At 63.7% G+C, this 22526-nt stretch carries 17 protein-coding genes and 1 pseudogene; 2 read left to right on the top strand and 16 right to left on the bottom strand.

Going from position 1 to position 22526, the window contains the following annotated elements:
• The first annotated feature begins 5 nt into the window (after positions 1–5).
• Complete coding sequence (locus NCS02_RS27655) at positions 6–1607, top strand: tetratricopeptide repeat protein (RefSeq protein WP_250520183.1); 1602 nt, start codon at positions 6–8, stop codon at positions 1605–1607.
• A gap of 29 nt (positions 1608–1636) precedes the next feature.
• Here the strand turns inward: NCS02_RS27655 and tssE are convergent, their stop codons facing one another.
• The 4 genes and pseudogenes from tssE to NCS02_RS27635 form a co-directional block, all read right to left on the bottom strand.
• Positions 1637–2062, bottom strand: coding sequence for a type VI secretion system baseplate subunit TssE (gene tssE / locus NCS02_RS27650; RefSeq protein ID WP_033536886.1), 426 nt, complete (start codon positions 2060–2062; stop codon positions 1637–1639).
• 11 nt (positions 2063–2073) lie between these two features.
• Positions 2074–4734, bottom strand: a complete 2661-nt coding sequence (gene tssH, locus NCS02_RS27645; protein WP_250520182.1) for a type VI secretion system ATPase TssH — start codon at positions 4732–4734, stop codon at positions 2074–2076.
• Positions 4735–4858: 124 nt separating this feature from the next.
• The gene (locus NCS02_RS27640) at positions 4859–5344 is read right to left on the bottom strand and encodes an Hcp family type VI secretion system effector (protein ID WP_008346030.1); all 486 of its coding nucleotides are present in this window, start codon (positions 5342–5344) and stop codon (positions 4859–4861) included.
• 98 nt (positions 5345–5442) lie between these two features.
• Positions 5443–6537, bottom strand: a pseudogene (locus NCS02_RS27635) (OmpA family protein); the annotation flags it as partial.
• An 836-nt stretch (positions 6538–7373) separates the two neighbouring features.
• Between NCS02_RS27635 and NCS02_RS27630 the strand changes: the two are divergent.
• On the top strand, positions 7374–9701 hold the full coding sequence (locus NCS02_RS27630; RefSeq protein WP_250520181.1) for an ImcF-related family protein: 2328 nt from the start codon (positions 7374–7376) through the stop codon (positions 9699–9701).
• 294 nt (positions 9702–9995) lie between these two features.
• On the opposite strand, the gene NCS02_RS27625 is transcribed toward NCS02_RS27630, so the two are convergent.
• From NCS02_RS27625 to NCS02_RS27570, 12 genes are read right to left on the bottom strand one after another with little or no spacing between them, the layout of a single operon-like run.
• On the bottom strand, positions 9996–11414 hold the full coding sequence (locus NCS02_RS27625; RefSeq protein WP_250520180.1) for an MFS transporter: 1419 nt from the start codon (positions 11412–11414) through the stop codon (positions 9996–9998).
• 28 nt (positions 11415–11442) lie between these two features.
• The gene (locus NCS02_RS27620) at positions 11443–12660 is read right to left on the bottom strand and encodes an NAD(P)/FAD-dependent oxidoreductase (protein WP_250523375.1); all 1218 of its coding nucleotides are present in this window, start codon (positions 12658–12660) and stop codon (positions 11443–11445) included.
• Positions 12653–13618, bottom strand: coding sequence for a VOC family protein (locus NCS02_RS27615; RefSeq protein WP_008346011.1), 966 nt, complete (start codon positions 13616–13618; stop codon positions 12653–12655). Before NCS02_RS27615 ends, NCS02_RS27620 begins: the two co-directional genes overlap by 8 nt.
• A 10-nt stretch (positions 13619–13628) precedes the next feature.
• Positions 13629–15119 carry an aldehyde dehydrogenase gene (locus NCS02_RS27610; RefSeq protein ID WP_250437496.1) on the bottom strand — a complete coding sequence of 497 codons (1491 nt, stop codon included), beginning with the start codon at positions 15117–15119 and terminating at the stop codon, positions 13629–13631.
• Positions 15120–15133: 14 nt separating this feature from the next.
• Positions 15134–15958, bottom strand: coding sequence for an aspartate dehydrogenase (locus NCS02_RS27605; RefSeq protein ID WP_008346008.1), 825 nt, complete (start codon positions 15956–15958; stop codon positions 15134–15136).
• A complete protein-coding gene (locus NCS02_RS27600; protein WP_250520178.1) occupies positions 15951–17618 on the bottom strand; it encodes a thiamine pyrophosphate-binding protein in 1668 nt (555 codons plus the stop codon). The genes NCS02_RS27605 and NCS02_RS27600 overlap by 8 nt, the downstream gene beginning before the upstream one ends.
• Entirely contained in the window at positions 17611–18426 is an 816-nt protein-coding gene (locus tag NCS02_RS27595) for an SDR family oxidoreductase (protein WP_250479332.1), read from the bottom strand. Before NCS02_RS27595 ends, NCS02_RS27600 begins: the two co-directional genes overlap by 8 nt.
• Positions 18423–19283, bottom strand: a complete 861-nt coding sequence (locus NCS02_RS27590; protein WP_008346003.1) for an IclR family transcriptional regulator — start codon at positions 19281–19283, stop codon at positions 18423–18425. Before NCS02_RS27590 ends, NCS02_RS27595 begins: the two co-directional genes overlap by 4 nt.
• Positions 19280–20140 (bottom strand): alpha/beta fold hydrolase, encoded by an 861-nt coding sequence (locus NCS02_RS27585; RefSeq protein WP_250520177.1) that lies wholly within the window; start codon positions 20138–20140, stop codon positions 19280–19282. The genes NCS02_RS27590 and NCS02_RS27585 overlap by 4 nt, the downstream gene beginning before the upstream one ends.
• 7 nt (positions 20141–20147) lie before the next feature.
• On the bottom strand, positions 20148–20675 hold the full coding sequence (locus NCS02_RS27580; protein ID WP_008345999.1) for a cupin domain-containing protein: 528 nt from the start codon (positions 20673–20675) through the stop codon (positions 20148–20150).
• A gap of 33 nt (positions 20676–20708) precedes the next feature.
• Positions 20709–21461: an SDR family oxidoreductase gene (locus NCS02_RS27575; protein ID WP_250520176.1), complete on the bottom strand. Its 753-nt coding sequence runs from the start codon at positions 21459–21461 to the stop codon at positions 20709–20711.
• On the bottom strand, positions 21454–22512 hold the full coding sequence (locus NCS02_RS27570) for an aromatic ring-hydroxylating dioxygenase subunit alpha (protein WP_250520175.1): 1059 nt from the start codon (positions 22510–22512) through the stop codon (positions 21454–21456). The genes NCS02_RS27575 and NCS02_RS27570 overlap by 8 nt, the downstream gene beginning before the upstream one ends.
• Positions 22513–22526: the final 14 nt, after the last annotated feature.

Below are 22526 nucleotides of genomic sequence, written 5' to 3'. Positions count from 1 at the left end.
GAGCGATGGTGGAGCATGACATCAGGGAGCGAGCGACGGCGCTCGCCAGCGCTGCTCAGGCTGCAATCGAGCGTGGCAAACGCGACCAGGCAATCGCCTTGTGGCACGGGACGTTCGATATCGAACCTCACGAGGCTCATTACGCGATCGAGGCCACCAATGGCCTCATCCGATTAGGTGAGCCGCTTCTCGCGCTGGAAATGTGTACGCGATGGATCGCGCGGAACCCCGACAACGCGATCGTCCGCGTACAGCGCGGCATCATCTATCTGAACGAATGCGGGGATCGGGAAAGCGCGATCGAGTGCTTTGTCGAGGCGCTCGAATTCGATCCCGACAACTGCGACGCACATTCCGCCCTCGCGCAGATTTACCTGTTCGCTGGTCGACCGGAACTGATGCGGTTCCATGCGAAGCAGGCGCTTATCCGGGCCGACGAGAAGAGCGCGCTGCATCTTCGCGGACGATTCCTCTCCGATTATGCCGGGGTCATCGAACGTGCGGGCGCGCTGCTCGCGCAGACACCCGACGACGTCGACATCTGGCTGATGTTGGGGAAAGCGCTGTACATGCAGAGCCGTTATCTCGAAGCGCTGGATGCATTTAGCCGAGCCGAAGAGATTGCACCGCACCGAGTGGATGCCTTCGGTCCGCTCGGGGACGTGCTCATTCTGCTCGGACGCGAGCGCGAGGGATGGCGCAAGCTCGAAGGGGTGTCGAGCGATGAGTATGTTCTTGCGCTTGATCCGGATATTGCCCCGTATCTTTCAAAATGGTGGCGGGGTCAATCGCTGCAAGGCAAGCGTATCTTGGTCGCCTACCATGCGGGCGTCGGCGACAATCTGATGCTCGCGCGTTACGCGAGCCGGCTGACAGCGGCGGGCGCGTCGGTTCACTTCGTTTGCCGGCCGGAACTGCACCGGCTGTTTCGCGATCTCGACGGCGCGCAAAGCGTTGCATCTGGCTGGCGGCCGGACGAACTGGCGAATTACGATTACTGGGTCTTCGACTACTTGCTGCCCGCATACATGCACGAGACAGCAGCGGCCATCTCCGACAGTCGACGCGGATACATCGAGGCGCCAGCTGATGCCCGCGCTCGCTGGGACAGCTTCATGCAGCCGTATGCGGGCAAGCTGAAGGTGGGACTGTGCTGGTATAGCGGGCCGCACAACTTCAGCGGCATCGACCGCTTCGTGCCTGCGCGCGCATTGAAGCCGCTGTCGGAGATCGAGGGTATCGAATGGTTCGTGCTGCAGAAGAACCAGGCGAACGCCAGTTTGACGAGGCAGTCGGGCATTCGCGCGCACGACGTGTCGTCTCAGTGGACGGACTTTGCAGATACCGCCGGCTTCATCGATCATCTCGATCTCGTGATATCGGTGGACTCTTCGCCGTTGCATCTCGCTGGCGCGCTCGGCAAGCCGACATGGGGAATCTTGCCGTCCGCGCCCGAGTGGCGCTGGGGACTGCAGGGCGAGCGAACCGAATGGTATCCCGCCGTGCGTCTGTATCGACAGAAGAAGCTGCATGACTGGGAGCCGGTCATCGGCCGGATCGCGCACGATCTTCGCGAGTTGGTCGGCGAGCGGGGGGCTTCGGTGTAGCGCGCGAATCAGCCCGCGCGCAAGCTGATTCAAATCCTGCCCTCGCGCACGCGCCGCTCCAGCCGGAAAACGCCGGGCGGCACGAAGTACGTTCCGAAGCGCACGAGGCCCGCGCGCTTCAGATGACAGGTCATTTCGAAGCTCACTTGCAGGCCCGGCTCGGACGTATCGACCATCGCGACGTCGATCGCGCGGATGCGCGGCTCGTACTTCAGCAGCGCGACTTCCATCTGCTCCTTCAGCGCCTGTGAAGAAGCCGGCAGCGCCTTGTAGATGTTGGTCAGATCGGGCAGCCCGTAGTCCGGCAGATGCTTGAGGGCACCGGCGCGCGTGTTCAGGATGCGTCGCACGTTCTGCTGCACGCTCAGGACTTCGAGCGTGCGGTCATCGAAATCGCTGAGCGGTTCGCCGTCGATCTGACCGAGCAGCATTTCATATAGGGACGGGCCTGGCATCTTTTCTCGCTTCAGGCGGTTGCGGGCACGGACGAGTCGCGATCGATGAACTCGATCGTCAGATTGCCTTCCTCTGAATAGGCGAGACGAATCTCCGCGGGTGCGGCGCCGCTCGCCATGCGCGTCAGGAGTTCGCGCGAGACAGTCGGCAGAATGCGCTGGTCGAGGAAAGCGTCGATATTGCGGGCGCCCGAATCGCGCGACAGGCACATTTGAGCCAGCGATGCGATCAGCGATTCCTCGCAGGCGAGCGTCACATCGTGCTGACGCTTCAGGCGATCGGCGATCTTCGCGATCTTGAGGCGGACGATATCGCCGAGCGCGCTTACGTCGAGCGGGCGGAACACGAGCGTCTGGAAACGCGCGAGCAGCGCCGGCTGGAAGTGCTTCACGAGCGGATCATGGATGGCGTCGAGCAACGCGGCGTGCGCGATGCCGGGCGTGTCCGTGGTCGCATCGTGAATCTGTTCGGAGCCGAGGTTGGACGTCATCAGAATCACGCAGTTGCGGAAGTCGATTTCCCGACCTTCGCCGTCACGCATCGAGCCACGATCGAACACCTGATAGAACATGTCGAGCACGTCGCGATGCGCCTTCTCGACTTCATCCAACAGCACGACGCTATATGGGCGCTGACGCACCGCTTCGGTCAGAACGCCGCCGCGGCCATAGCCGACGTAACCCGGCGGCGAGCCCTTCAACTGCGACACCGTGTGCGCTTCCTGATACTCCGACATGTTGATCGTGGTGAGCGCGGCCTCGCCGCCGAACAGCACATCGGCGAGCGCAAGCGCCGTCTCCGTCTTGCCGACGCCCGAGGGTCCGGTCAGCAGGAACACGCCGAGCGGCGCATGTTCGCTCTTGAGCCCCGCCTTCGCGGTGCGCAGGCTTTGCGCGAGCATGCCGAGCGCGTCGTCTTGCGCGACCACGCGCTTCGCCAGTTGATCTTCGAGCGTGAGCAGATTGAGCAGCTCGTCTTCGACGAGATTGCCGACCGGCACGCCCGTCCATTCGGCGACCACGCGCGCGATGGCCTGTGCGTCGACATCGGCGAAGATCAGCGGCGACTTGCCTTGCGCATCCGTGAGGGCGTGCTTCGCTGCGGCGAACGCATCTGCATCCGGCTTCGTCTTGCCGTCGCCGCGTTGTTCCAGCAGCGCGCGCACCAGCGACAGTTCGCGGTCGTAGCGCGCCTGAACGTCCGCGAGTTCCTGATTCGCTTGCGCCAGTGAGGCGCGGAGCGCGTCGCGATGCGCGGCTGTATCGTCGATGCCCGCCCGTTCGTCGGCATCGATGCTCGCGCCTTCGAGTTCCAGCGCGGCCACGACCGCGCGCGCGCGCTGCAGTTCGGCGGGCGGCGCGTCGAGACCCATACGCACGCGCGCCGCGGCGGTATCGATGAGATCGACGGCCTTGTCCGGCAACTGGCGCGCGGGGATGTAGCGGCGCGACAGTCTGACTGCCGCAACGAGCGCTTCGTCGCGGATATGCACGTTGTGATGCCGTGCGTAGCGCGTCGCGAGGCCACGCAACATGAGACAGGCGGCATCGTCGTCCGGCTCTTCCACCTTGACCATCTGGAAGCGCCGCTCGAGCGCCGCATCCCGCTCGAAGTATTCCTTGTATTCGGACCACGTCGTCGCGGCGATGGTGCGCAACTCGCCGCGCGCGAGTGCAGGCTTCAGCAAGTTCGCAGCGTCCGAGCCGCCGGCCGAGTTGCCCGCGCCGATCAGCGTGTGGGCTTCGTCGATGAACAGCACGATCGGCGTCGCCGATGCCTTGACTTCATCGATCACGTTTTTCAGGCGCTGCTCGAATTCGCCTTTCACGCCCGCACCGGCTTGCAGCAGCCCGAGGTCGAGCGTGAGAATGCGCACGCCGCGCAAGAGAGACGGCACACAGCCTTCGGCGATGCGCAGCGCGAGCCCTTCGACTAGCGCCGTCTTGCCGACGCCCGGCTCGCCCACGAGGATCGGGTTGTTCTTGCGCCGCCGCACGAGCACGTCGATCATCTGCTGGATCTCACGATCGCGGCCGAACACCGGATCGATTTCGCCGCGACGCGCCTTCTCCGTCAGGTCGATGGCGAAGCGCTCGAGCGCCTGGCCTTCGGTCGAGCGCGGGGCCGCCTGCTTGACGGGCGCTTGAGCATCTGCAACTGGTGCGCTTGCGTCGCCTTCGTCTTCCTGCGCGGGCGCGTTCTCGCACGACGCGCGTCCGAGACGCGGCACGAGCCGTTCGATCTGCGCATCGGAAAGCGAAAAAAGCGGCCACGCGTCCTGCGTCCGCATGACATGCGGTGCGCCGATGAGCGCGCGCAGCAGATGCGCCGAGCGGATCGTACCGTCGATATCCTCGCGCGATGCGAGATTCCACGCGTCCTGCAGCACGCTCGCGAGCTGGATGGAAAGCGACGGCATGCCCCGCAGATTGCGCGGCAGGCGGTCGATTGCGGCGAGCAGTGCGTTCCAGATCGCATCGACATCGATTTCATAGTGACGCAGGATCGCGGGAATGTCGCCTTCGTCCGCCTCGATGAGCTTCAGCAGCCAGTGCTCGACGGTGATTTCGTCGGAAAGGCGCGTCTGGCACAGGCTCGCGGCCGCTTCAAGCGTGCGGGCGCAGTGCTGGTTGAGCCGGCGAAGCAGATGAGTGGAGTCGCGCATTGTCATATGAAGTCGGTGCCGAGGTGAATGAAAGAGGGCGTACGGTGGGGATGAATTGCAGAAGAAAAGCCAGCCCGCAAGCAGGCTGGCTTCGACGGCTCACGTTGTCATGAGCCGCTGGGTCACGCGCTTACGCGCGCTCGTTCCACGTGTCCTTGTGGATGATGTTGCCGTCCTTGAACGACCAGGTGATCTGCTCGTAGCGCAGTTCGACTTCTTCGAGATGGTTGTGCTTCTCGAAAGCCGGGTTCTTGATGTCGAGCATCTTCGGACGGACCGCGACGACCTTGACGTTGTCGAGCTTGGTGTTGAAGTATTCCTTCTCCTTGCCCGCGTCGTCGATCTTGTACCACTTGATCTCGACCGACTTCAGCGTCTGGCCGCTCGTCACCGCCTTGTACAGATACGGCGTGGACGAATCGGTTTCCTTGGTCAGCGTGATCGGCGCGTGCACGCGCGTGCCGGTGAGCTTGCCGGTGTTGCCATCGGTCGGGATATGCACGCCATGACCGAACTCGACGATCTCGACGCTGCCTTCGCGGCCTTGCACGGTGACGGAACCCTTGATGTCGGCGCCGCCGTCATCCTTCAGCCACATGTATGCGGGAATTGCCATTTACTACTCCTCTTTGGTACTGCCAAGCAATGCTCAGAAAAACAACTCCTGAGCGACAAGATCCCGAAGAGAGAACTCCGGGAATTCGATTAACGATGTCAGTTCGCGACGTTCGCGGTGTCCGGTACGAGAGTGATTTCCACGCGACGGTTCTTCGCGCGCCCTTGTGGCGTGTCGTTCGCGAGGATGGGGCGTGTGTCGCCGTAGCCCTGAACCGCAAACTGCGTAGCCGGTATGCCGGACGCTTCGATCAGCCAGTCGCGCAGAGCCGCGGCGCGCGCGTTCGACAACTTCAGATTGCTCGCGGCATTGCCCACGTTGTCCGTATGGCCCGCCACGAGGATCCGCTTGCCCGGATGCGCCTTGATCATTTCGACGGCTTCGACGAGCACGCGCGTCGATCCCGGTTTAAGTTGCGCCTTGCCGCTGTCGAAGAGCGACATGCTGTCGAGCGTCACCACGGCGGGCGGCGGCGCAGGCGGCTGATAGCTGGCGATGGCGGTATTCAACGTCGGCAGCAATTGCGCGCCGCGATAGAGCCCGAAGGACAGTCTGAGCGGCACGCCCGTGCGCGCGTAGCGATCCAGTTCATCGCGATCGGCGACGAGCGCCTTCAACGCGTCGCGGCGCGCGGCGTCGTGCTCCGGCGTGACGGCTGCGTAGCGGTCCATGTCCGCCTGCAGGCGCTCGAGCAGCGCCGCATTGTTGCGGCCCGCGCCGAGGATCGCGGCGCCTGCCGCCAGTGCCACGATGCCGATGGCATGTGCGAAGGCGGCCACGCGCGGCGACGTCACGATGCGGCGGGGCATTGCTTCGATCAGCGATTGCGGCAACGGCCACGGAGCCGGGCTTGCTTCGACGCTCGCGGGCGCGATGTGCGTTTGCATCTGCACGTCCTGCTCCCACGGTTTATGTGCGTCGCTGGCGGGCCCGCAGTCGATCCAGCCTGCGCCGTAGAGCGCCCAGGGCGTGGCCGGCTGGCGCGGATCGGTCAGCGTGCCGAACACCATGCGTTGCGTCCAGCCGACGATGGATGCCAGTGCGGCCGCATGGGCGGACGCGTAACGATCGCCCGCATGGCGGCAGGCATCGTCTTCCGCATTGCGGATCAGCGCTTCGAAGCGCCGGGCGTCGACGAGCGGCGTCCCCGACCACACACAGTGCCATCGGCGTGCCGCGTTTGCGTCGCTGGCGTAATCCTGAGTCGTGGGTTTTGCTCGTTGGAGATGAAGCTTTGGTCGGACGTTTGGCGCCGGATCTGATTGAATTCGGCTATGCGAGCGTGGGCGGAGCCATTCTTCTGTATGCGCGACAAACGAACGGCGATTTCGAATCTCAGCGTCTTTCTGACATTCGCCGGCTACGCAGTCGCCGTCCGGTGGACGCCGTGGTCACTGTCACGCGCGCCGATCCTTGCGGTCACGAACCGTTCGATGCACAGATGCTTTCCCGAACGCTCGCGCGATTGGCTCGCGGGTTGCGCTGGTCTGCACCTGTGTATGTTCTGAATGTGGAGGAAGTCGGTAAGAACGCTGTCGATTTGAACGAGGCGATCGGTTTTACGTGGTCCAGTCCCAATCCGAGCGGCAGCGATGTCCGCGCCTCGTTACAGCGTCTGACTTATAGCCTGGCAGATGTCGGTGTGGCTCGGGTATCACGGAATCCGAGAGACCGATCATTCGCGGTGCTTTCACAGCATATCTCGATGTTCCAAGGAGCGCTGGCCGACCTCGCGACGGGCGTGAGACGCTCGAGCTTTGTTCGCAACAACGTGCATGGACTGTTCTTTTTACCGCTGCCTCAATCGGTAAGTGTGGAGGGATTTCCGCGTGAGGCCGCGCGCGAAGGCAGGGGCGTTCCCGAAACGCCGCGTCGTGCTGTATGGACCGCCATCGCCGCGCACAGCCGCAAGGTCCATGGTCGCCGCGTCGGGTTCTCTTGGTCGGCCACGGCCGCCTGGTCGATCGTCGCCGCCACCGCAGTCTGGCTATTAGGATCGTTAATTTCGGGCGCATCGAACCGCGCGTCCATGCACGAGGCCGCGTCCACCATAACCAAAGCTTCGTCCACGCAAGACCCGACGCAAGCGCTGCTCGCGCTCGACGCCCTCGACAAGCAACTCGACACGCTCGAATTCCATCGTAAGGAAGGCGCGCCGTTCTTCACGCGTTTCGGCCTGAACCACGACGCCGCAATTTTCGACGCCCTGTGGCCCGCGTATCAGCGCATTGCCTCGCGCGTGCTGATCGAGCCGATCAAGGCGAAGCTCGAAGCACGCCTCCAGCAACTCGCCTCGCTCTCCGACGCGGAAATCGCCAGTGGCGGCAACGCGCAGGTTCAGGCCGCCTACGATACGCTCAAGACCTACTTGATGCTCGCGCATCCCGAGCATGCCGACGCCGCATTCCTGAACACGCAGTTGGTGGCTACCGATGCACCGATGCGGCCGCAGAACGCGTCGGTGACCGCGGGCACATGGGATGATGTGCGTCAGCACGTGATCGCCTTCTACGCGAACCATCTGACGCGTGCAGGGGCGTCGACTTCGGCGCCTGCGATCGATCCCGATTCCGGGCTCGTGGCGGCCACTCGCCAGACCATCATCGGCGTGCGGGGATTGCAAAACTCCACCGATGCGATCTACCAGCAGATCATCGAGGAAACGAAGCCGAAGTACCCGCCCATCACACTCGCGACGCTATTGGGCGACCACCCGAGCCGAGGCCTCTTCAACACGACCGCCACCGTTCCCGGCGTGTTCACCCGCGCCGCGTGGGATGAGCGCATCCCGAAGGCGATCGATGAAGCAAGCGAGCAACGCACCGTCACCGGCGACTGGGTGTTATCCGACGCGAAGATCGACAACACCGCTCCCTCGACGCTCAAAGCCGAGCTGCGCCAACGCTACTTCGACGACTATGCGCGCGCCTGGGCGCAGTTTCTGAACAGCATCCGCTGGCAGAACGCGTCATCGCTGTCTGGCACGGTGGATCAACTGACGCTGTTGGGCGATCCGCAGCGCTCGCCGCTGGTTGCACTGATGAACGCGATCGTCTACCAGGCAAGCGCGGGCTCCGCGACGCAATCGCTTTCGGACAGTCTGATCGCGAAAGCGCAGCAATGGGCGGGCAAGGACGAGCGCGACCCATCGAAGCAAACGCAGCAGCCATTGGCGCCCTTGGCCAATGCCTTCGGTCCGATTCTGCGCCTGACCGGTGCTGATCTCGCAGCGCCCACGCCCGCGAACGGCAAGACCCCCGTGCAAACGATTGCCTTGGGCGAGCTGAGTCTGCCGCGCTATCTGGAGCGTGTGACTGCCATGCGCCTGAAGACGCAGCAGATGATGGCGAGCGCCGACCCCGACGCGATGTCGCGCGCGGCGGCTCAAGCGGTGCTGCAAGGCAAAACCTCCGACATCGCCGACAGTCGTGACTACGCGAGCCGTCTGGCGGCGAGTCTCGGCGAACAGTGGTCGGGTTTCGGGCGTCTCTTCGAAGCGCCGCTCGATCAAACGTGGCAGGTGGTTGTGCAACCGGCGTCATCGAGTCTGAACGAGATCTGGCGCACCTCGATTCTCGCCGACTGGAACCGCGCGTTCGGCGGCCGCTATCCGTTTGCGGATTCGAACAACGACGCCTCGCTGCCCGATATGGCGCGTTTCATGCGCATGGACAACGGCGTAATCGCGAAATTCGTCTCGACGCAGCTTGCGGGCGTGATCGAGCTTCAAGGCGATCATTGGGTGCCCGCGCAAGGTGCAAGCCAAGGAACGCTGACACTCGATCCCGCGTTCCTCACGGCGCTCAACAAGCTCACCCACGTCGCGACTGTGCTGTTTCCTTCGGGCGATGCGCGCGTGCGCTTCGAGTTGCAAGGCGTGGCGACGCCGGGCATCACGGACATGAAGCTGATCTCGTCGGGCCAGCAACTGCACTACTTCAACCAGATGGAACAATGGGTGCCGTTCGAATGGCCGGCGCAGGCGCTGGATAACAACGCGCAGCCTCAGTGGGAGACTGAGGAAGGCGGCTTGCGTTCGACGATGTACTCGCAGGGTCGCTTCGCATTCATCCGGCTGCTCGAGCGCGCGAGAGTTTCGCAGCAGGATAATGCGCGCTATCTGCTGTCGTGGACGCCGGACCAGGGCGCGGGGTCCTCGCTCTCGGTGCAGTTGCGCGCCGAAGCGGGCGCGGGTCCGCTTGACGTGCTGGCGCTGCGTCACTTCACACTGCCCTCGCGCATCTTCGTGACGAAGACGCTCGCCGAGAAGGCAACCGGGCAGCCGCCGCCGCCCTTGCCACCTGGTGCGCTGGCTGCCGCGCAGAAGGTTGGCGTCCCGTTACCGGGGGCGAACTGATGCACGCGGCGCGTTAGTCCACGCCGATCTGGAGCGCGCGAGTGCGTGGTCCGAAGCGCCCCATCGGCGAATACATCGAACTGTGCAACCGAAAGCGGCCCCCCACTCGAGCCTGGCGGATCAAACGCCGGACGAGGCAGACTTTGCGACGCTAACCGCGATTAAATCGGCAGCATGATCGCCCCGGACGTTCCACCTAAAAAACTCAGAAAACCCTCCGAACGAGCGAGGCCCCCTCTGGCCTCCGCTCAACAGGAAAGAGAAAGCCCCGCGCAAAGCGGGGCAACCATCCTCTCAAACCTCCAACTGCTCCAGCACCTTCCCCTTCGTCTCGATCCCCATGAAATGCACCGCCGCCGCCGCGACGACCGGCACGACCGCGAGCGCATAGAACGCGATGTCCATGTTCCCGCCCATCAGCGTCTTGCCGACGAGCGCCGGCGCGAAGATCGCCGCGATCTTGAGCCATGCGCCACCGAGACCACAACCGAAAGCGCGGATACTCGTCGGATATAACTCCGGCGTATAAACATAAGCGGTGATAAACCCGCAAGCCATGAAGCCGAGCGCGAGCGCGCAGAACGTCGCAACCACATACACAGACTGCGCGACGAACACGCCCGCGCATACCAGCGACACCGCGCACAACACGAACGACCAGTTGATGACCGGCTTGCGCCCGACCTTGTCGACGATCAGCGCGCACGTCAGCGAGCCGATCACGCCCAGCACCGACGCCGCCACCGCAAGATTCAGCGCAAGCTGCAGCGGCGCGTGATAAACCGTCTTGTAGATCGTCGGCAACCACGTCGAGAGACCGTACTGCAGCACGCCGCACGTCATCCACAGCAGCGCGACGGCGATCGTGCGCTTCAGATACGCCGGCCCGATCAGATCGAGACGGCGCCGCTTCGGATGCCGATTCGCCATCGCTTCGAATTCGGCGAGATTGCCGAGCGGCGGCAACGGCTGCTTGACGGTCGCTTCGAATGCGGAAAGCGCATCGCCCGCTTCCTCCATGCGGCCGCGTTCACCGAGCCAGCGCGGCGATTCCGGCACCAGCGCGCGCAACATGAAGAACAGCACGAGCGGAATGCCGCCGATGAAATACATCGCTTCCCATCCGAATCGCGGCACGATCCACGCGCCGAGCGCATTCGATGCAAGCAGGCCGATCGGAAACACGATCTCATACAGCAGCACGAAGCGCCCGCGTCCATGCGCGCGCGTGATCTCGTTGATGTACGTCGCCGCCACCGGCAACTCGCCGCCGAGCCCGAGGCCCTGCACGATGCGCAACGCGACGAACACGGCGAACGAAGGCGCGAAGCCGCATGCAATGCTCGTCAGTCCGATGATCCCCGAGCTCCACGCGATCGAACGCACGCGGCCGAAGCGTTCCGCAAGCGAAGGAAACAGGAATGCGCCGATCAATTGTCCGATCGATCCCGACGCGATCAGAAAGCCGACCTGTCCCGGCGTAAGCCCCCAACGCTGGATGAGCAGCGGCAAGGTCGCCGCGATGACGATGACATCGAAGCCATCGAAGAACGTCGCCGCGCCGATCAGAATCCGCGCGCGCACCTGCATCGCATTGGCGGGCAGCCGTTCGATGCGCGCGATGATCGATCCCTTCGTGACCGTGTGAGCGGCCGCGCTCGCGTCCGCGACTGTCGTGGCCGTGCCGCCGTGCTCAACGGCCGTGTTGCTCATGCTCCTCATGCCTGCTCCCGTCAATGTGTTATGCGAGTGCCTTCGCCGTATCCGCGAGCGACGCGATATCGACCGCGCGTCCCTGGCCCATCCATTTCTTCGCGACCTTCAGATCGCGCGTCGCGTTGATCGCGATGACGCCGCGCAATACATCGCCTTCGAAGAAGAAGAGCGATGCACGACGCGCGTCCAGATCGCCGCGCACGACAGGCGTCGCGCCCGGCGGAATGTCGCCGAGAATCTGCAGGTTCACGTCGTACTGATCCGACCAGAACCACGGAATCTCCGCATACGGCGTGCGAACGCCGAGCACGGCGCGGGCCGTCGCGATCGCCTGGTTCTGCGCGTTCGCCCACGATTCGAGACGCACGCGGCGCTTCAGCCACGCATTCGGATGATTGGCGACATCGCCGCAAGCGAACACATGTGCATCGTGGGTCGCGCCGAATTCATCGACGACGATGCCGTCGTTCACTTCGATGCCCGCGCTTTCCGCGAGCGCCGTGTGCGGCGCGAGACCGATGCCCGCGACGGCAAAGCCGGCGTCGATGAACGTGCCATCGGCCATCGAAGCGCGCACGCCGCCTTCGCAGTCTTCGAGCGATACGACCGATGCATTCAAACGCACATCGACACCGTTATCGCGATGCAACTTCAGCAGAAAGTCCGACACGCTCGCGGGCACCGAACGTCCGCACAGACGCGGCGCACCTTCGATCACGGTCACATCGACGCCGAGCTTCTTCGCGGTCGCCGCGACTTCAAGGCCGATCCATCCGCCGCCGATCACGAGGAGGCGCTTCGCATGACTCTCGCGCAGACGCTTGCCGATATGCACCGCATCGTCGAGTGTGCGCAGATAGGCAAGATGCGAAGTCTTCACGAGCGATGCCGGCAGACGGCGCGCCGCACCGCCCGTTGCGATGACAAGCCGGTCGTACTGCACTTTGCGTCCACTCGCGGTACGCACGATGCGCGCGTCGCGATCGATCGACGTCGCGCGTTCCGGCTGCCACGCTTCGACGTTCAACGCGGCGAATGCATCGTGATCGACGAGACGCACGGTTTCGATATCCGCTTCGCCCGCGAGCACGGCCTTCGACAACGGCGGGCGCTCATAAGGAAGATGAATCTCGTCGGCGATCATCACGAGGCGGCCATCGAAGCCCTCCTTGCGCAACGTCTTCACGATCCAGCCCGCCGCCTGTCCGCCGCCGATCACGACGACTGTCTGAAGATCAGCCATTTTTCCGCTCCGTCATGAACTTGCCTTCGGGCGCCTTCGCCTCTTTCTGGCGGCGCGTGTTGCCGTCGAGACCTCCATCGACGGCCCATTCCGCAAACACGGTCGGACCCGGCTCGAACTCGCGCGGCTGCCATTCGGGCGTGAGCACGTCTTCATCGGCGTAATACTCGATGAGACCGCCCGCCGGATTCTTGAAGTACCAGAAGTACGCCGACGAAACCGGATGACGTCCCGGTCCGAGTTGCGTGGTCCATCCGCAGCGGCTGATATGCAGGCCGCCGCCGAAGACTTCGTGGATGTCGCGCACCGTGAACGCGACGTGATTCAGGCCGCGTTTTCCATCGGGTAGTTGCAAGAGAAACAAATCGTGATGACCGCCATGCGGCGCGCAACGCATGAACGCGCCGCGTCCCGGATAGCGATCCGATGTCTCGAAGCCGAGCAGCTCGTGATAGAACTTTTCCTGCTCCGCGACGCAGTTCGTGAAGAACACGACGTGTCCCACTTCGACGGGTTCCGCGCGCTCATAGACGGGGCTCGGCGTATCGATGCGCTGCGCGTTGCCCCACACGTTCGACAGTGAGCCCTTCACGTCGATGTCGCGCTTCTTCGTCACTTCCACACGAATCGCCATGCCGTTCGGATCGATGCAACCGACCGCATCGTCGGTTTCGATGTGACCGGGCTGGCCCGCGAAGCGTCCGCGCAATGCGTCGAGTTCGGCGCGCGTCGCGACGGACCACGTCACTTCGCGCAACGTCGGACCGCCTTCGAATGCGGGCGGCAGCGCGGGATCGTCGGCCAATGCAAGCAGCACTTCGCAGCCGTTGAGCGTTTCGAAACGCGCGCGCGCTTCATCGTGCGCGACTTCCTTCAATCCCCAGTCCGCGAAAAAGCGCCGGCAGGTGTCGAGATCGGTCACGCCGTAGGTGATGCGTTCAATGCCAAGGATCGTCATGGCAGCTCCTTCAGTTCGCCCACGGCAGCGGGGCATCGTTCAAGCCCCAGTACAGGCTCTTTTGCTGCATGTATTCGCGCAGGCCGAGACGGCCTTTCTCGCGTCCCATGCCGCTGTCTTTCCATCCGCCGAAAGGCGTCGAAATCGAAAACTGCTTGTACGTGTTGATCCAGACCGTGCCCGCGCTCAACGCGCGCGCGAGGTTCCATGCGCGCTTGTAGTCGCGCGTCCAGATGCCGGCGGCGAGACCGAACACGCTGTCGTTCGCTTGTTGCAACAACGCGGCTTCGTCGTCGAAGGGCAGGGCGGCGAGCACCGGGCCGAAGATTTCTTCCTGACACATGCGCGCATCGTTCGCGAGACCTTCGATGATCGTCGGCAGATAGAAGAAGCCTTTCTCGCGGCCATCGCCCGTCGGACGTTCGCCGCCGCATAACAGCGTGCCGCCTTCTTCGAGACCGAGCGCGACATAGCGTTCGATGCTCTCGCGATGCTGCGATGTGATGAGCGGACCCATCTGCGTGATTTCGCGCGTGGGATCGCCGACGCGCAGCCTGCGTGCGCGATCGACGAGACGCGACATGAACTCGCCGTACACCTTGCGTTCGACGAAGAGCCGCGATCCCGCGATGCACGATTCGCCCGATGAACTGAAGATGCCGTACAGCACGCCGTTCACTGCGTGATCGAGATCGGCATCGGCATAGACGATGGTCGGCGACTTGCCGCCCAGTTCGAGCGATACCGGCATCAGCTTTTCCGCGGCAAGACGCGCAATACCGCGACCGACTTCGGTGCCGCCCGTGAACGCGACCTTCTTGACGAGCGGATGACGCACGAGCGCATCGCCGATGACCGAGCCCTTGCCGGGCAACACGCTCACGACGCCTTTCGGCACGCCCGCTTCCTCGCAGATGCGCGCGAGCGCAAGCGATGCCAGCGGCGTCACTTCAGCGGGCTTCAGCACGACCGCGTTGCCGGCCGCGAGCGCAGGCGCGAGCTTTTGCGCATCGGATGCGATCGGCGAATTCCACGGCGTGATTGCCGCGATGACGCCGAGCGGTTCGTGCACGCTCATCGTCAGATAATCGCCGCGTGAAGGCGTGAGTTCTTCTTCGAGCGTTTCGAGGCACGCTGCGAAGTAGCGGAACGTGTTGGCCGCGCTCGTGACCAGGGCGCGCGTTTCGCTGATCGGCTTGCCGTTGTCGCGGCGCTGCAATTGCGCGAGCGCTTCATGACGCGCTTCGATCAGATTCGCGATGCGATGCAGAACCGCAGCACGCTGATGCGGCTTCAGTCCGGCCCAATCGGCCTGCCTGTAAGCGCGATCCGCGATCTCGACGGCTTCGCGCGCGTCGTCGGCATCGGCGGTGCTGATCTCCGCGTTGACGGATTGATCGGCGGGATAGATGCTCGCGTACTGATTGCCGCGCCCTTTGCGCCACTCGCCGCCGATATAGATATCGCCGGACGCTACGAGCGAAGTGTCGGGATGATTCATCTTTCTGAAGCTCCTTAGATGACGCAACGCGCGGCGCGATTGCGCAACGCACGGATCGCGCTGAATGCAGTCAACGCCGATGTCTTCGGATTCGACGGCAACGGCTTGCCGCACATTTCCAGCGACATCTCGCCGAACGCGCCGCGTGCGACGATGCGATGCACGTTGCGCTCGACAGCCGGATCGGCGATGAGACGCACGCGTGTGCCATCGAGCCCGAGTCCCGCTAACGCAATGGTCGCCGCGACGTTCGCGTTCTTCGGATAGAGACGCGCCGCATCGCGCGCAGTGCCTTCGAAGATGACCTTCTCTTCAGTCAGCGACTTCAGATCGCAGAGCGTTTCAGCAGGCGTGCCGAGCCAGCCGAGCGGCGGCTTGCGGCCGGTGTACTGCACGTCGTCCAGGCCGCCTTCCTTCGCGGCGGCGAGCGCATCGACGCCGCCGATCGCACCCGAGAGCAGCGTGATCGTGGCCGCGCCTTCATTGGCGGCATTGGCGAGGGCATCGAGCAAGCCGGCTTCCGACAGCGCGCCGATCGATGCGACCGCGCAATCCGTGCCGGACTTCAGCAACGGCACGACATGATCGACGAGCGCCGCGTGTCCCGCGCATTCGAGCGCGAATTCCGGATGACTGGCGAGCGCATCGACGTGGGACACGACATCGACGTTATCGCCGAGCACCGCGCGCACGTTGTCGCGATCGCGTTCCGGCACGATCACATGCGAGATGCGAACGAGCGGATCGTTGTCGAGCGCGCGATACACCGCCGAACCGATCGCGCCGAAGCCGATCATCGCGATGTCGATCGCTTGCCGTGCATGGAGGGGATCACGCATATTCCGGCTCCTTCGGCTCTTCCTTCTTGACGGGCGGCCCGGCGAACGCGGTCGCGAACGAGCCGACCGACAGCATGTCCACTTCGACCAGCACCGGGCCATCGATCGCGAGCCCTTCGCGCACGATGTCATCGGCCTGATCGAGCGACGTGATGCGGCGATGCGCAAGGCCGAGGCTCGCGCAGAACTGCGCGAAATCCGGCTGATGCAGATCGACGAACATGCGGCGTCCGCCGTAGTTCGCGTCCTGAATGTTGCGGATCACGCCGTAGCATTGATCGTTCATCAGCACGATCATGACGTTGGCCTTTTCCTGCACGGCGGTTGCGAGCTCGCCGACATTGACCATCAGACCGCCATCGCCGACGAGCGCGACAGTCTTCTTCGCCGCGCCCGAAAGCGCGGCGCCGATCGCCATCTGCGTGCCTTGCCCGATGCCGCCACCGAGCGCATGCACGCCCGCGCGCGGATTGAAAATCTTCAGCAGGCGATTGCCCCACGTGCTGTTCGAAATCGTCACGTCGCGGACCCAGTTGTAATCGCGGCCCACCGCGCGTTGCAGCGAATCGACGAGACGCTTGTACGGTCCAAGTCCCTTCGACACTTCCGCGACGGCCGTTTCGCGCGCTGCCGCGAGATCGCTCGCGAACGCGGCATCGATGCGGATGCGGCCTTCGAGCAGCGTCGCGAGTTCATCGAGCACGCGCGATGCATCGCCATGCACGAAGAGTTCGTTGCGATAGCCGCGGTTATCGGCGAGCGCATCGGCGTCGATGCGATAAAGCGGCTGCGGCAGCGCGAGCTTGTACTTCAGCGTTTCGTTGCCGCGCAGACGCGAGCCGACGACGACGAGCGCATCGCAGGTCTTGTAGAACGCTTCGACGGACGGATGCACGTTGAATGCGCCGAGCGTCGCCGGATGATCTTCCGGCAGCACGCCGCGACCTTGCACGCTCGTCACCACGCCGAAGCCGAGCTTCACGAGGCGCTCGACCGCGCCGCGCGCATGACGCGTGCCGCCGCCGAGCCATAGCAACGGACGCTTCGCGTTCGTGAGCGCATCGGCGAGCTGCTTCACGCGCAGACTGTCGTGCGTGAGCATGCCGACGTGCGGCGCGGCGAGATCGGCGGGCCATTCGATTTCAGCGGCCTGAATGTCGATGGGAATCTCGACGCTCACCGGGCCCGCAGGCGCAGTGAGCGCGACGCGCACGGCTTCGCGAATCGTCGGCAACGCGGTGTCCACGGTGCGTACGCGAAACGCCGCCTTGGAGATGGATTGCAGCATCGACAACTGATCGGGCGCTTCGTGGATATACGCGAGATCCTGATCGAGATACTCGGTTTCGATCTGCCCGGTGATATGCAGCAACGCCGTGCCCGCGGTCAGCGCTTCGACCATCGCGCCCGCTGCGTTGCCGGCAGCCGTGCCCGTCGACGTGAACGCGACGCCGAGTTCGCCGGATACGCGCGCGAGGCCGTCGGCCATGTTCAGGGCGCCCGCTTCGCCGCGCGCGCCGACATAGCGGATGTTGCCGCGACGCCCGATCGCATCGAGGATCGGCATGTTGTGAATCGAGATCACGCCGAACGCCGTGCGGACGCCGCATTGTTCGAGGAACGCGGCGATCAGTTCGCCGACCGTGGTTTTTTCAGACATGACGAGCAAAGCCTCCGGAAACATCGATATGGCTGCCGGTCGTGTACGACGACAGCGTTGTTGCGAGATAGAAGAGCGCCTGCGCCGCTTCTTCGGGCAAGCCGAAGCGGGCGAGCGGAATGTTTTTCTTGCGCGCGAGCTCGCCGGTCCATTCTTCCCAGCTTTGGCGCGTGGGGTTATCGGCGTTTTCGTTCAAGTAGTTCTGATAGCGACGCTTCCATTGCCCCGATTCGACGATGCCGATCAGAATCGAATTCACGCGGATGCGTTGCGGCGCGAGTTCCGTCGCAAGCGATTTCACGAGACTCAACACGCCCGCGCGCGCCGATGAAGTCGCGACCATATGCGGCTCTGGTTGCAGCGCGAGCAGCGAGTTCACGCAGACGATCGCGGGCGAAGGCGCATCTTTCAGCATCGGCAAGAAGGCGCGCGTCGGACGAATGATGCTGAAGTACTTCAGTTCCAGTTCGTCGCGCCAGGCGTCGTCGGGGGTATCGGCGAATGTGGAGACGCGGCCCTGACCCGCGTTATTCACGAGCATGTCGACGCGGCCGAAGCGTTGCATTACCTGCGATGCGAATGCGTTCACTTGGTCCGCGTCAAGCACGTCGCAACGCGCGGCGAACAGTTGCGCTTGCGGGAATTCATCGGCGAGCGTTGCCTGCGCGCCTTGCAGACGTTCGCTGTCGCGCCCGCAAATGGCCACCGATGCGCCCGCTTGCAAGAACAACTTCGCCGTCGCGAGACCGATGCCCGACGAACCGCCGGTGACGACAGCGACCTGGTCCGAGAGATCGATTCGAATCATTGCAACCCCAGAGATTTCATGTAGCGGTTCGACGCGGACGCACGCGCGCCCGGGCGATAGTTGAGACGCATCGAGAGCGCATCGGCGGCTTCGCGAACCTTGTCGACGAGACCGCTGTCGAGCAACGCTGCGTCGATCTCGGGACGCGGAATCGTCGTCGTGATGACGGCGACGATGCGTCCCGTGTCGTTGCGAACGGGCGCGGTGACGACCGATATGCCGCGCTCGAACGACGACTGGCTTGTCGCGTAGCCGCGTTCGGCGTCTTCCTTCACGCGCTCGAAGAGCTCTTCGACCGTTTCGGGCGTGGACGTCGTGAAGCGTTCGAGATGCGCTTCCGGGTAGAGCGCGCGAAGTTCATCGAGCGAAAGATCGCCCATCAGAACGTGGCCGTGCGTCGTCGCATGGGCGGGAAGGCGCGTGCCGACGTTCACCTTCACCGAACTGAAGATAGGCGCGTGACTCTGCGCTTTCGCGACGAACACGACATCGCGCCCATCGCGAATGAGAATGTGGCTCGTGAGACCGGTCGCGTCGCGCAATGCTTCGATGATCGGCAGGCCGAGATCGGTGAGTTCGAGCGAGCTCAGATATTCGAAGCCGAGACGCAGCACGGCGACGCCCAGCCGATAGTTGCGGTCCTTGTCCGCGCGCTCCAGAAAGCCGAGCGATTCGAGCGTCTGCAACAGGCGGAAAACCGTCGTGCGCGGAATGCCGAGGCGTCGCGACAATTCGGGCGCGCCAAGCACCGGTTCGCGCGGCGAGAACTCGGTGAGGATCTTCAATCCGCGTTCGAGTCCCGGCACGATGTAAGTCGGTTCGCCCTTGTCGGCTTCTTCCGTGGCGAGGGATGTCATTGCGGTACTCCGTCTTTCGTGTGGCATTCGATGCTTTCGCAAAACGCATCGATCAATGCGGTGTATGCAGCGGGTGATTCGACGTAGCCTGCATGGCCCGCACGCGGCATCACTTGCAGATTGACCCGCGCGGCCTGCGCGATGCGCTCGCATGCGTCGGGCGGCGTGATCGCATCGTCCGCGCCGACGGCGACCGCGATGCATCCGTGAAAGCGCGCGATATCCGCTGCGAGATCGGCGTTGGCAAGCAGATGCGTCGCTTGCGCATAGCCTGCGGGGACGATGCGCGCCATGTTCCAGCGGACCCATTCGCGCGCTTCATCGTCGGCGTAGTGCGAAAGCATGTTGGCGCTGCGCTCGCGTGCGAGTCCTTGCGGGCCGAGTTCGTTCAGCATCTTCAAACGTGCATCGCGTTTCGAATCGCGCACTTCCTTCGATGCAGCGCCATAACCCGCAGCCGGCGATATCAGCAGCAGGCCCGCGACGCGCTGTGGCGTATGCACGGCGAATGATCCCGCGATGATCGCGCCGAGCGAATGGCCGACGATCACGCATCGATCGATATCGAGCGCATCGAGCCACGCGCGCAACACTTGCGCGTAATCGAGCGCAAGCGGCGAATCGTTACGTATGCAACTAGATTCGCCATACCCCGGCGCGTCCCATGCGATGACACGCCGCTTCACACCAAGCGCGCCGATCTGCCGGACCCACGACGCCGCGCCCGACCCGATCCCATGCAGCAGCACGACGGGCAGCGCGCGCCGATGCATCGCACCTGCCTCGCGATAACCCGTGATGCCGTGCGCGGTTTCGATATGCGTGTCGGGAAAGCACGCGAGCGTCTGGATGTTCATGCGAGCCTCAGCGCTTCAACTTCGCCAGCGGCGAATCCGGCGGATACGTCGGCGTGATGGGTTTCGGCGCGCCGAGCATCACGCACATCAGCGCGTCTTCCTCGCCGATGTTGATCTCCGTGCGATACACGCCCGGCGGCACTGAAATGAGATCGCGCTCGCCGAGCACGGCTTCCCACGTTTGTCCGTCCTTCTCGCAGACGACTTTCATCTTTCCGCGCAGCACGAAGAAAATCTCTTCCACGTCGATATGAATATGGCTCGGCCCGATGTTGCCGGCGGGAATGACCATCGTCGAAAACGTGAAGCTGCCTGCGGGAATCGTGTTCATGTCCTTCGATACACCCGTGCCGCCCGTGCCGACATAACGCATCTGCGCGCGACGATACTTCGGGTCGTAGTCGGCCTGGAACTTGAGCGCGTCCCAGTCGTAACGGCGCGTTTCGAGGCGCGCGACGCGCGTGTCCATCCATTGTGCGAAGCTCGCTTCGGCGGGCTGATCCCACGACTTGCGTTCGATGTCTGCATCGGCCATTGCTTTCTCCAGGTTCCAATCAAATAGAGCGAATCAATTCATCACGAAGCCGCCGTTCACCGGCAGCAACTGGCCCGTTACGAAGCGCGCCGCATCCGAGAGCAGGAACAGCACGGGGCCGTTCACGTCGTCGGGGACTTGCGCGCGCGTCAATGCGCGGCCTTTGAGGTAATACTCGTGACGCTCGGCGGGCACATATGCGGTGGCTTCCACTTCGGTGAGGCCGGGCGCGATCGCGTTGACGGTCACGTTGTCCGCGCCGAACTCGCGGGCGAGCGAGCGCGTCATCGCGATCACCGCGCCCTTGCTCGCGACGTATGCGAGCAGCTTCGGCGCGCCCCACAGCGCCGTATCGGATGCGATGTTCACGATCGCGCCGCGTCCCGAATCCTTCAGATGCGGCAGGCACGCGACGCTCATCAGCCAAGTGCCGCGCACGTTCACGTTCATCACCGCATCCCATGTTTGCGGTGTGAACTCGCTGGCGGACTTGCCGCCCGAGTTTGTGATCGCGGCGTTGTTGATGAGCGCATCGAGACCGCCCAACGCATTCGTGCCTTGTTCGACGAATTCGGCGATGCTTCGCGGTTCGTTCAGATCGAGCGGGAAGAAGTGCACGTCACGCAGTTCGCGCGCAAGTGCTTCGCCTTCTTCGCTAAGCACATCGCCGAACGCGACGTGCGCGCCTTGCCCGACGAGCGCGCGCACGAAGGCCGCGCCGAGTCCGCGAGCGCCGCCGGTCACGATCACGCGACGGCCGTCGAGCGCTTTCGACGCATCACGCATGAGCGTGCTCCGTGTTCTTCGGCAATGCTTCGAGCGCGGCGAGATGTTGCTGCGCGCGCTGCTTCAACATGCGACGCACGCGCGTCATGCCGACATCGTGCTGATAGAGGAATTCGTGATCGCGTGCGTTCGGCGCCAGGCTTTCGAGCACATAGCGGTCTTGTTCGAGCACGGCCCAGTGCAGTCCTTCGAGACGATTGCGATACAGGAAGCGCCACGCATCGCGCTGCCATCCGGAGACCTTGCGCGTGCGCCAGAAGTAGACCTGGCAGTTGTCGTTGTCGACGGGCGTAGCAAAACCGATGATCCCGAAGTTGCCGCCGGGCCCGAACTTCTTCTTGTACGGAATCGCGAGGCGCATCCACAGGCAGCCGGTTTCGCCGAGCTCCACCCAGTCGAAGTTCACGTCGCGCTGATTGACCTTCTCGAACATCAAGCCAGTTTCGGTCTTGCGCACGCGCATGTCGGCCTGCTTGTCGCCCTCGGCCATCGAATGCGATGTCGCGTGGAGATACGCGCCGTGCATCGGGTCCATCACGTTGTCGATCGCGTACTGGTAATTGCACTTCCAGTGCGACATGCACAGGAAGCTCGCGTATTCCTCGGCGACGAGTTCTTCGGGCAGCACGAGCGGCGCGGGTTCCTTGTTGGCGTCGTCGCCGAACCAGAGGAAGATCGCGCCCGCGCGTTCTTCGACGGGGTACGACTTCACGCACTTCTGGCCTTCGAGCGGGCACGCGGACACGGCGGGCACTTTCTGCACAGTGCCGCTGCCATCGACTTCGATGCCGTGATACCAGCACGCGACGCTGTCGCCGAGATTCCAGCCGAGCGACAGACGCGCACCGCGATGCGGACAGCGATCTTCGAGCGCATGCACTTTGCCTTCGTTGTCGCGCCAGAGCACGATCTGATCGCCGAGTCGCGTCAAGCCGATGGGCGCATTCGCCACTTGCCAGCTCGGCGCCACGGGATACCAGTAATTGCGCAAGCCGCGATCGAGATAGGCCTGAACGGGATCGGCGGCGACTGTTTGGTGAGGGGAGGTCATGGGAAGAAGCTCCT

The organism is Caballeronia sp. NCF2 (assembly GCF_023631205.1).
Taxonomy (GTDB): Bacteria; Pseudomonadota; Gammaproteobacteria; order Burkholderiales; family Burkholderiaceae; genus Caballeronia; species Caballeronia zhejiangensis.
Note: the sequence above shows the minus strand (reverse complement) of the source record. Positions and strands in the feature narration are given on the sequence as shown.

Excerpts from the sequence above, each read along its gene's own strand:
- NCS02_RS27655 (WP_250520183.1), top strand. The coding sequence starts at position 6 with ATGGTGGAGCATGACATCAGGGAGCGAGCGACGGCGCTCGCCAGCGCT.
- tssE (WP_033536886.1), bottom strand. The coding sequence starts at position 2,062 with ATGCCAGGCCCGTCCCTATATGAAATGCTGCTCGGTCAGATCGACGGC.
- tssH (WP_250520182.1), bottom strand. The coding sequence starts at position 4,734 with ATGACAATGCGCGACTCCACTCATCTGCTTCGCCGGCTCAACCAGCAC.
- NCS02_RS27640 (WP_008346030.1), bottom strand. The coding sequence starts at position 5,344 with ATGGCAATTCCCGCATACATGTGGCTGAAGGATGACGGCGGCGCCGAC.
- NCS02_RS27630 (WP_250520181.1), top strand. The coding sequence starts at position 7,374 with ATGCACGAGGCCGCGTCCACCATAACCAAAGCTTCGTCCACGCAAGAC.
- NCS02_RS27625 (WP_250520180.1), bottom strand. The coding sequence starts at position 11,414 with ATGAGCAACACGGCCGTTGAGCACGGCGGCACGGCCACGACAGTCGCG.
- NCS02_RS27620 (WP_250523375.1), bottom strand. The coding sequence starts at position 12,660 with ATGGCTGATCTTCAGACAGTCGTCGTGATCGGCGGCGGACAGGCGGCG.
- NCS02_RS27615 (WP_008346011.1), bottom strand. The coding sequence starts at position 13,618 with ATGACGATCCTTGGCATTGAACGCATCACCTACGGCGTGACCGATCTC.
- NCS02_RS27610 (WP_250437496.1), bottom strand. The coding sequence starts at position 15,119 with ATGAATCATCCCGACACTTCGCTCGTAGCGTCCGGCGATATCTATATC.
- NCS02_RS27605 (WP_008346008.1), bottom strand. The coding sequence starts at position 15,958 with ATGCGTGATCCCCTCCATGCACGGCAAGCGATCGACATCGCGATGATC.
- NCS02_RS27600 (WP_250520178.1), bottom strand. The coding sequence starts at position 17,618 with ATGTCTGAAAAAACCACGGTCGGCGAACTGATCGCCGCGTTCCTCGAA.
- NCS02_RS27595 (WP_250479332.1), bottom strand. The coding sequence starts at position 18,426 with ATGATTCGAATCGATCTCTCGGACCAGGTCGCTGTCGTCACCGGCGGT.
- NCS02_RS27590 (WP_008346003.1), bottom strand. The coding sequence starts at position 19,283 with ATGACATCCCTCGCCACGGAAGAAGCCGACAAGGGCGAACCGACTTAC.
- NCS02_RS27585 (WP_250520177.1), bottom strand. The coding sequence starts at position 20,140 with ATGAACATCCAGACGCTCGCGTGCTTTCCCGACACGCATATCGAAACC.
- NCS02_RS27580 (WP_008345999.1), bottom strand. The coding sequence starts at position 20,675 with ATGGCCGATGCAGACATCGAACGCAAGTCGTGGGATCAGCCCGCCGAA.
- NCS02_RS27575 (WP_250520176.1), bottom strand. The coding sequence starts at position 21,461 with ATGCGTGATGCGTCGAAAGCGCTCGACGGCCGTCGCGTGATCGTGACC.
- NCS02_RS27570 (WP_250520175.1), bottom strand. The coding sequence starts at position 22,512 with ATGACCTCCCCTCACCAAACAGTCGCCGCCGATCCCGTTCAGGCCTAT.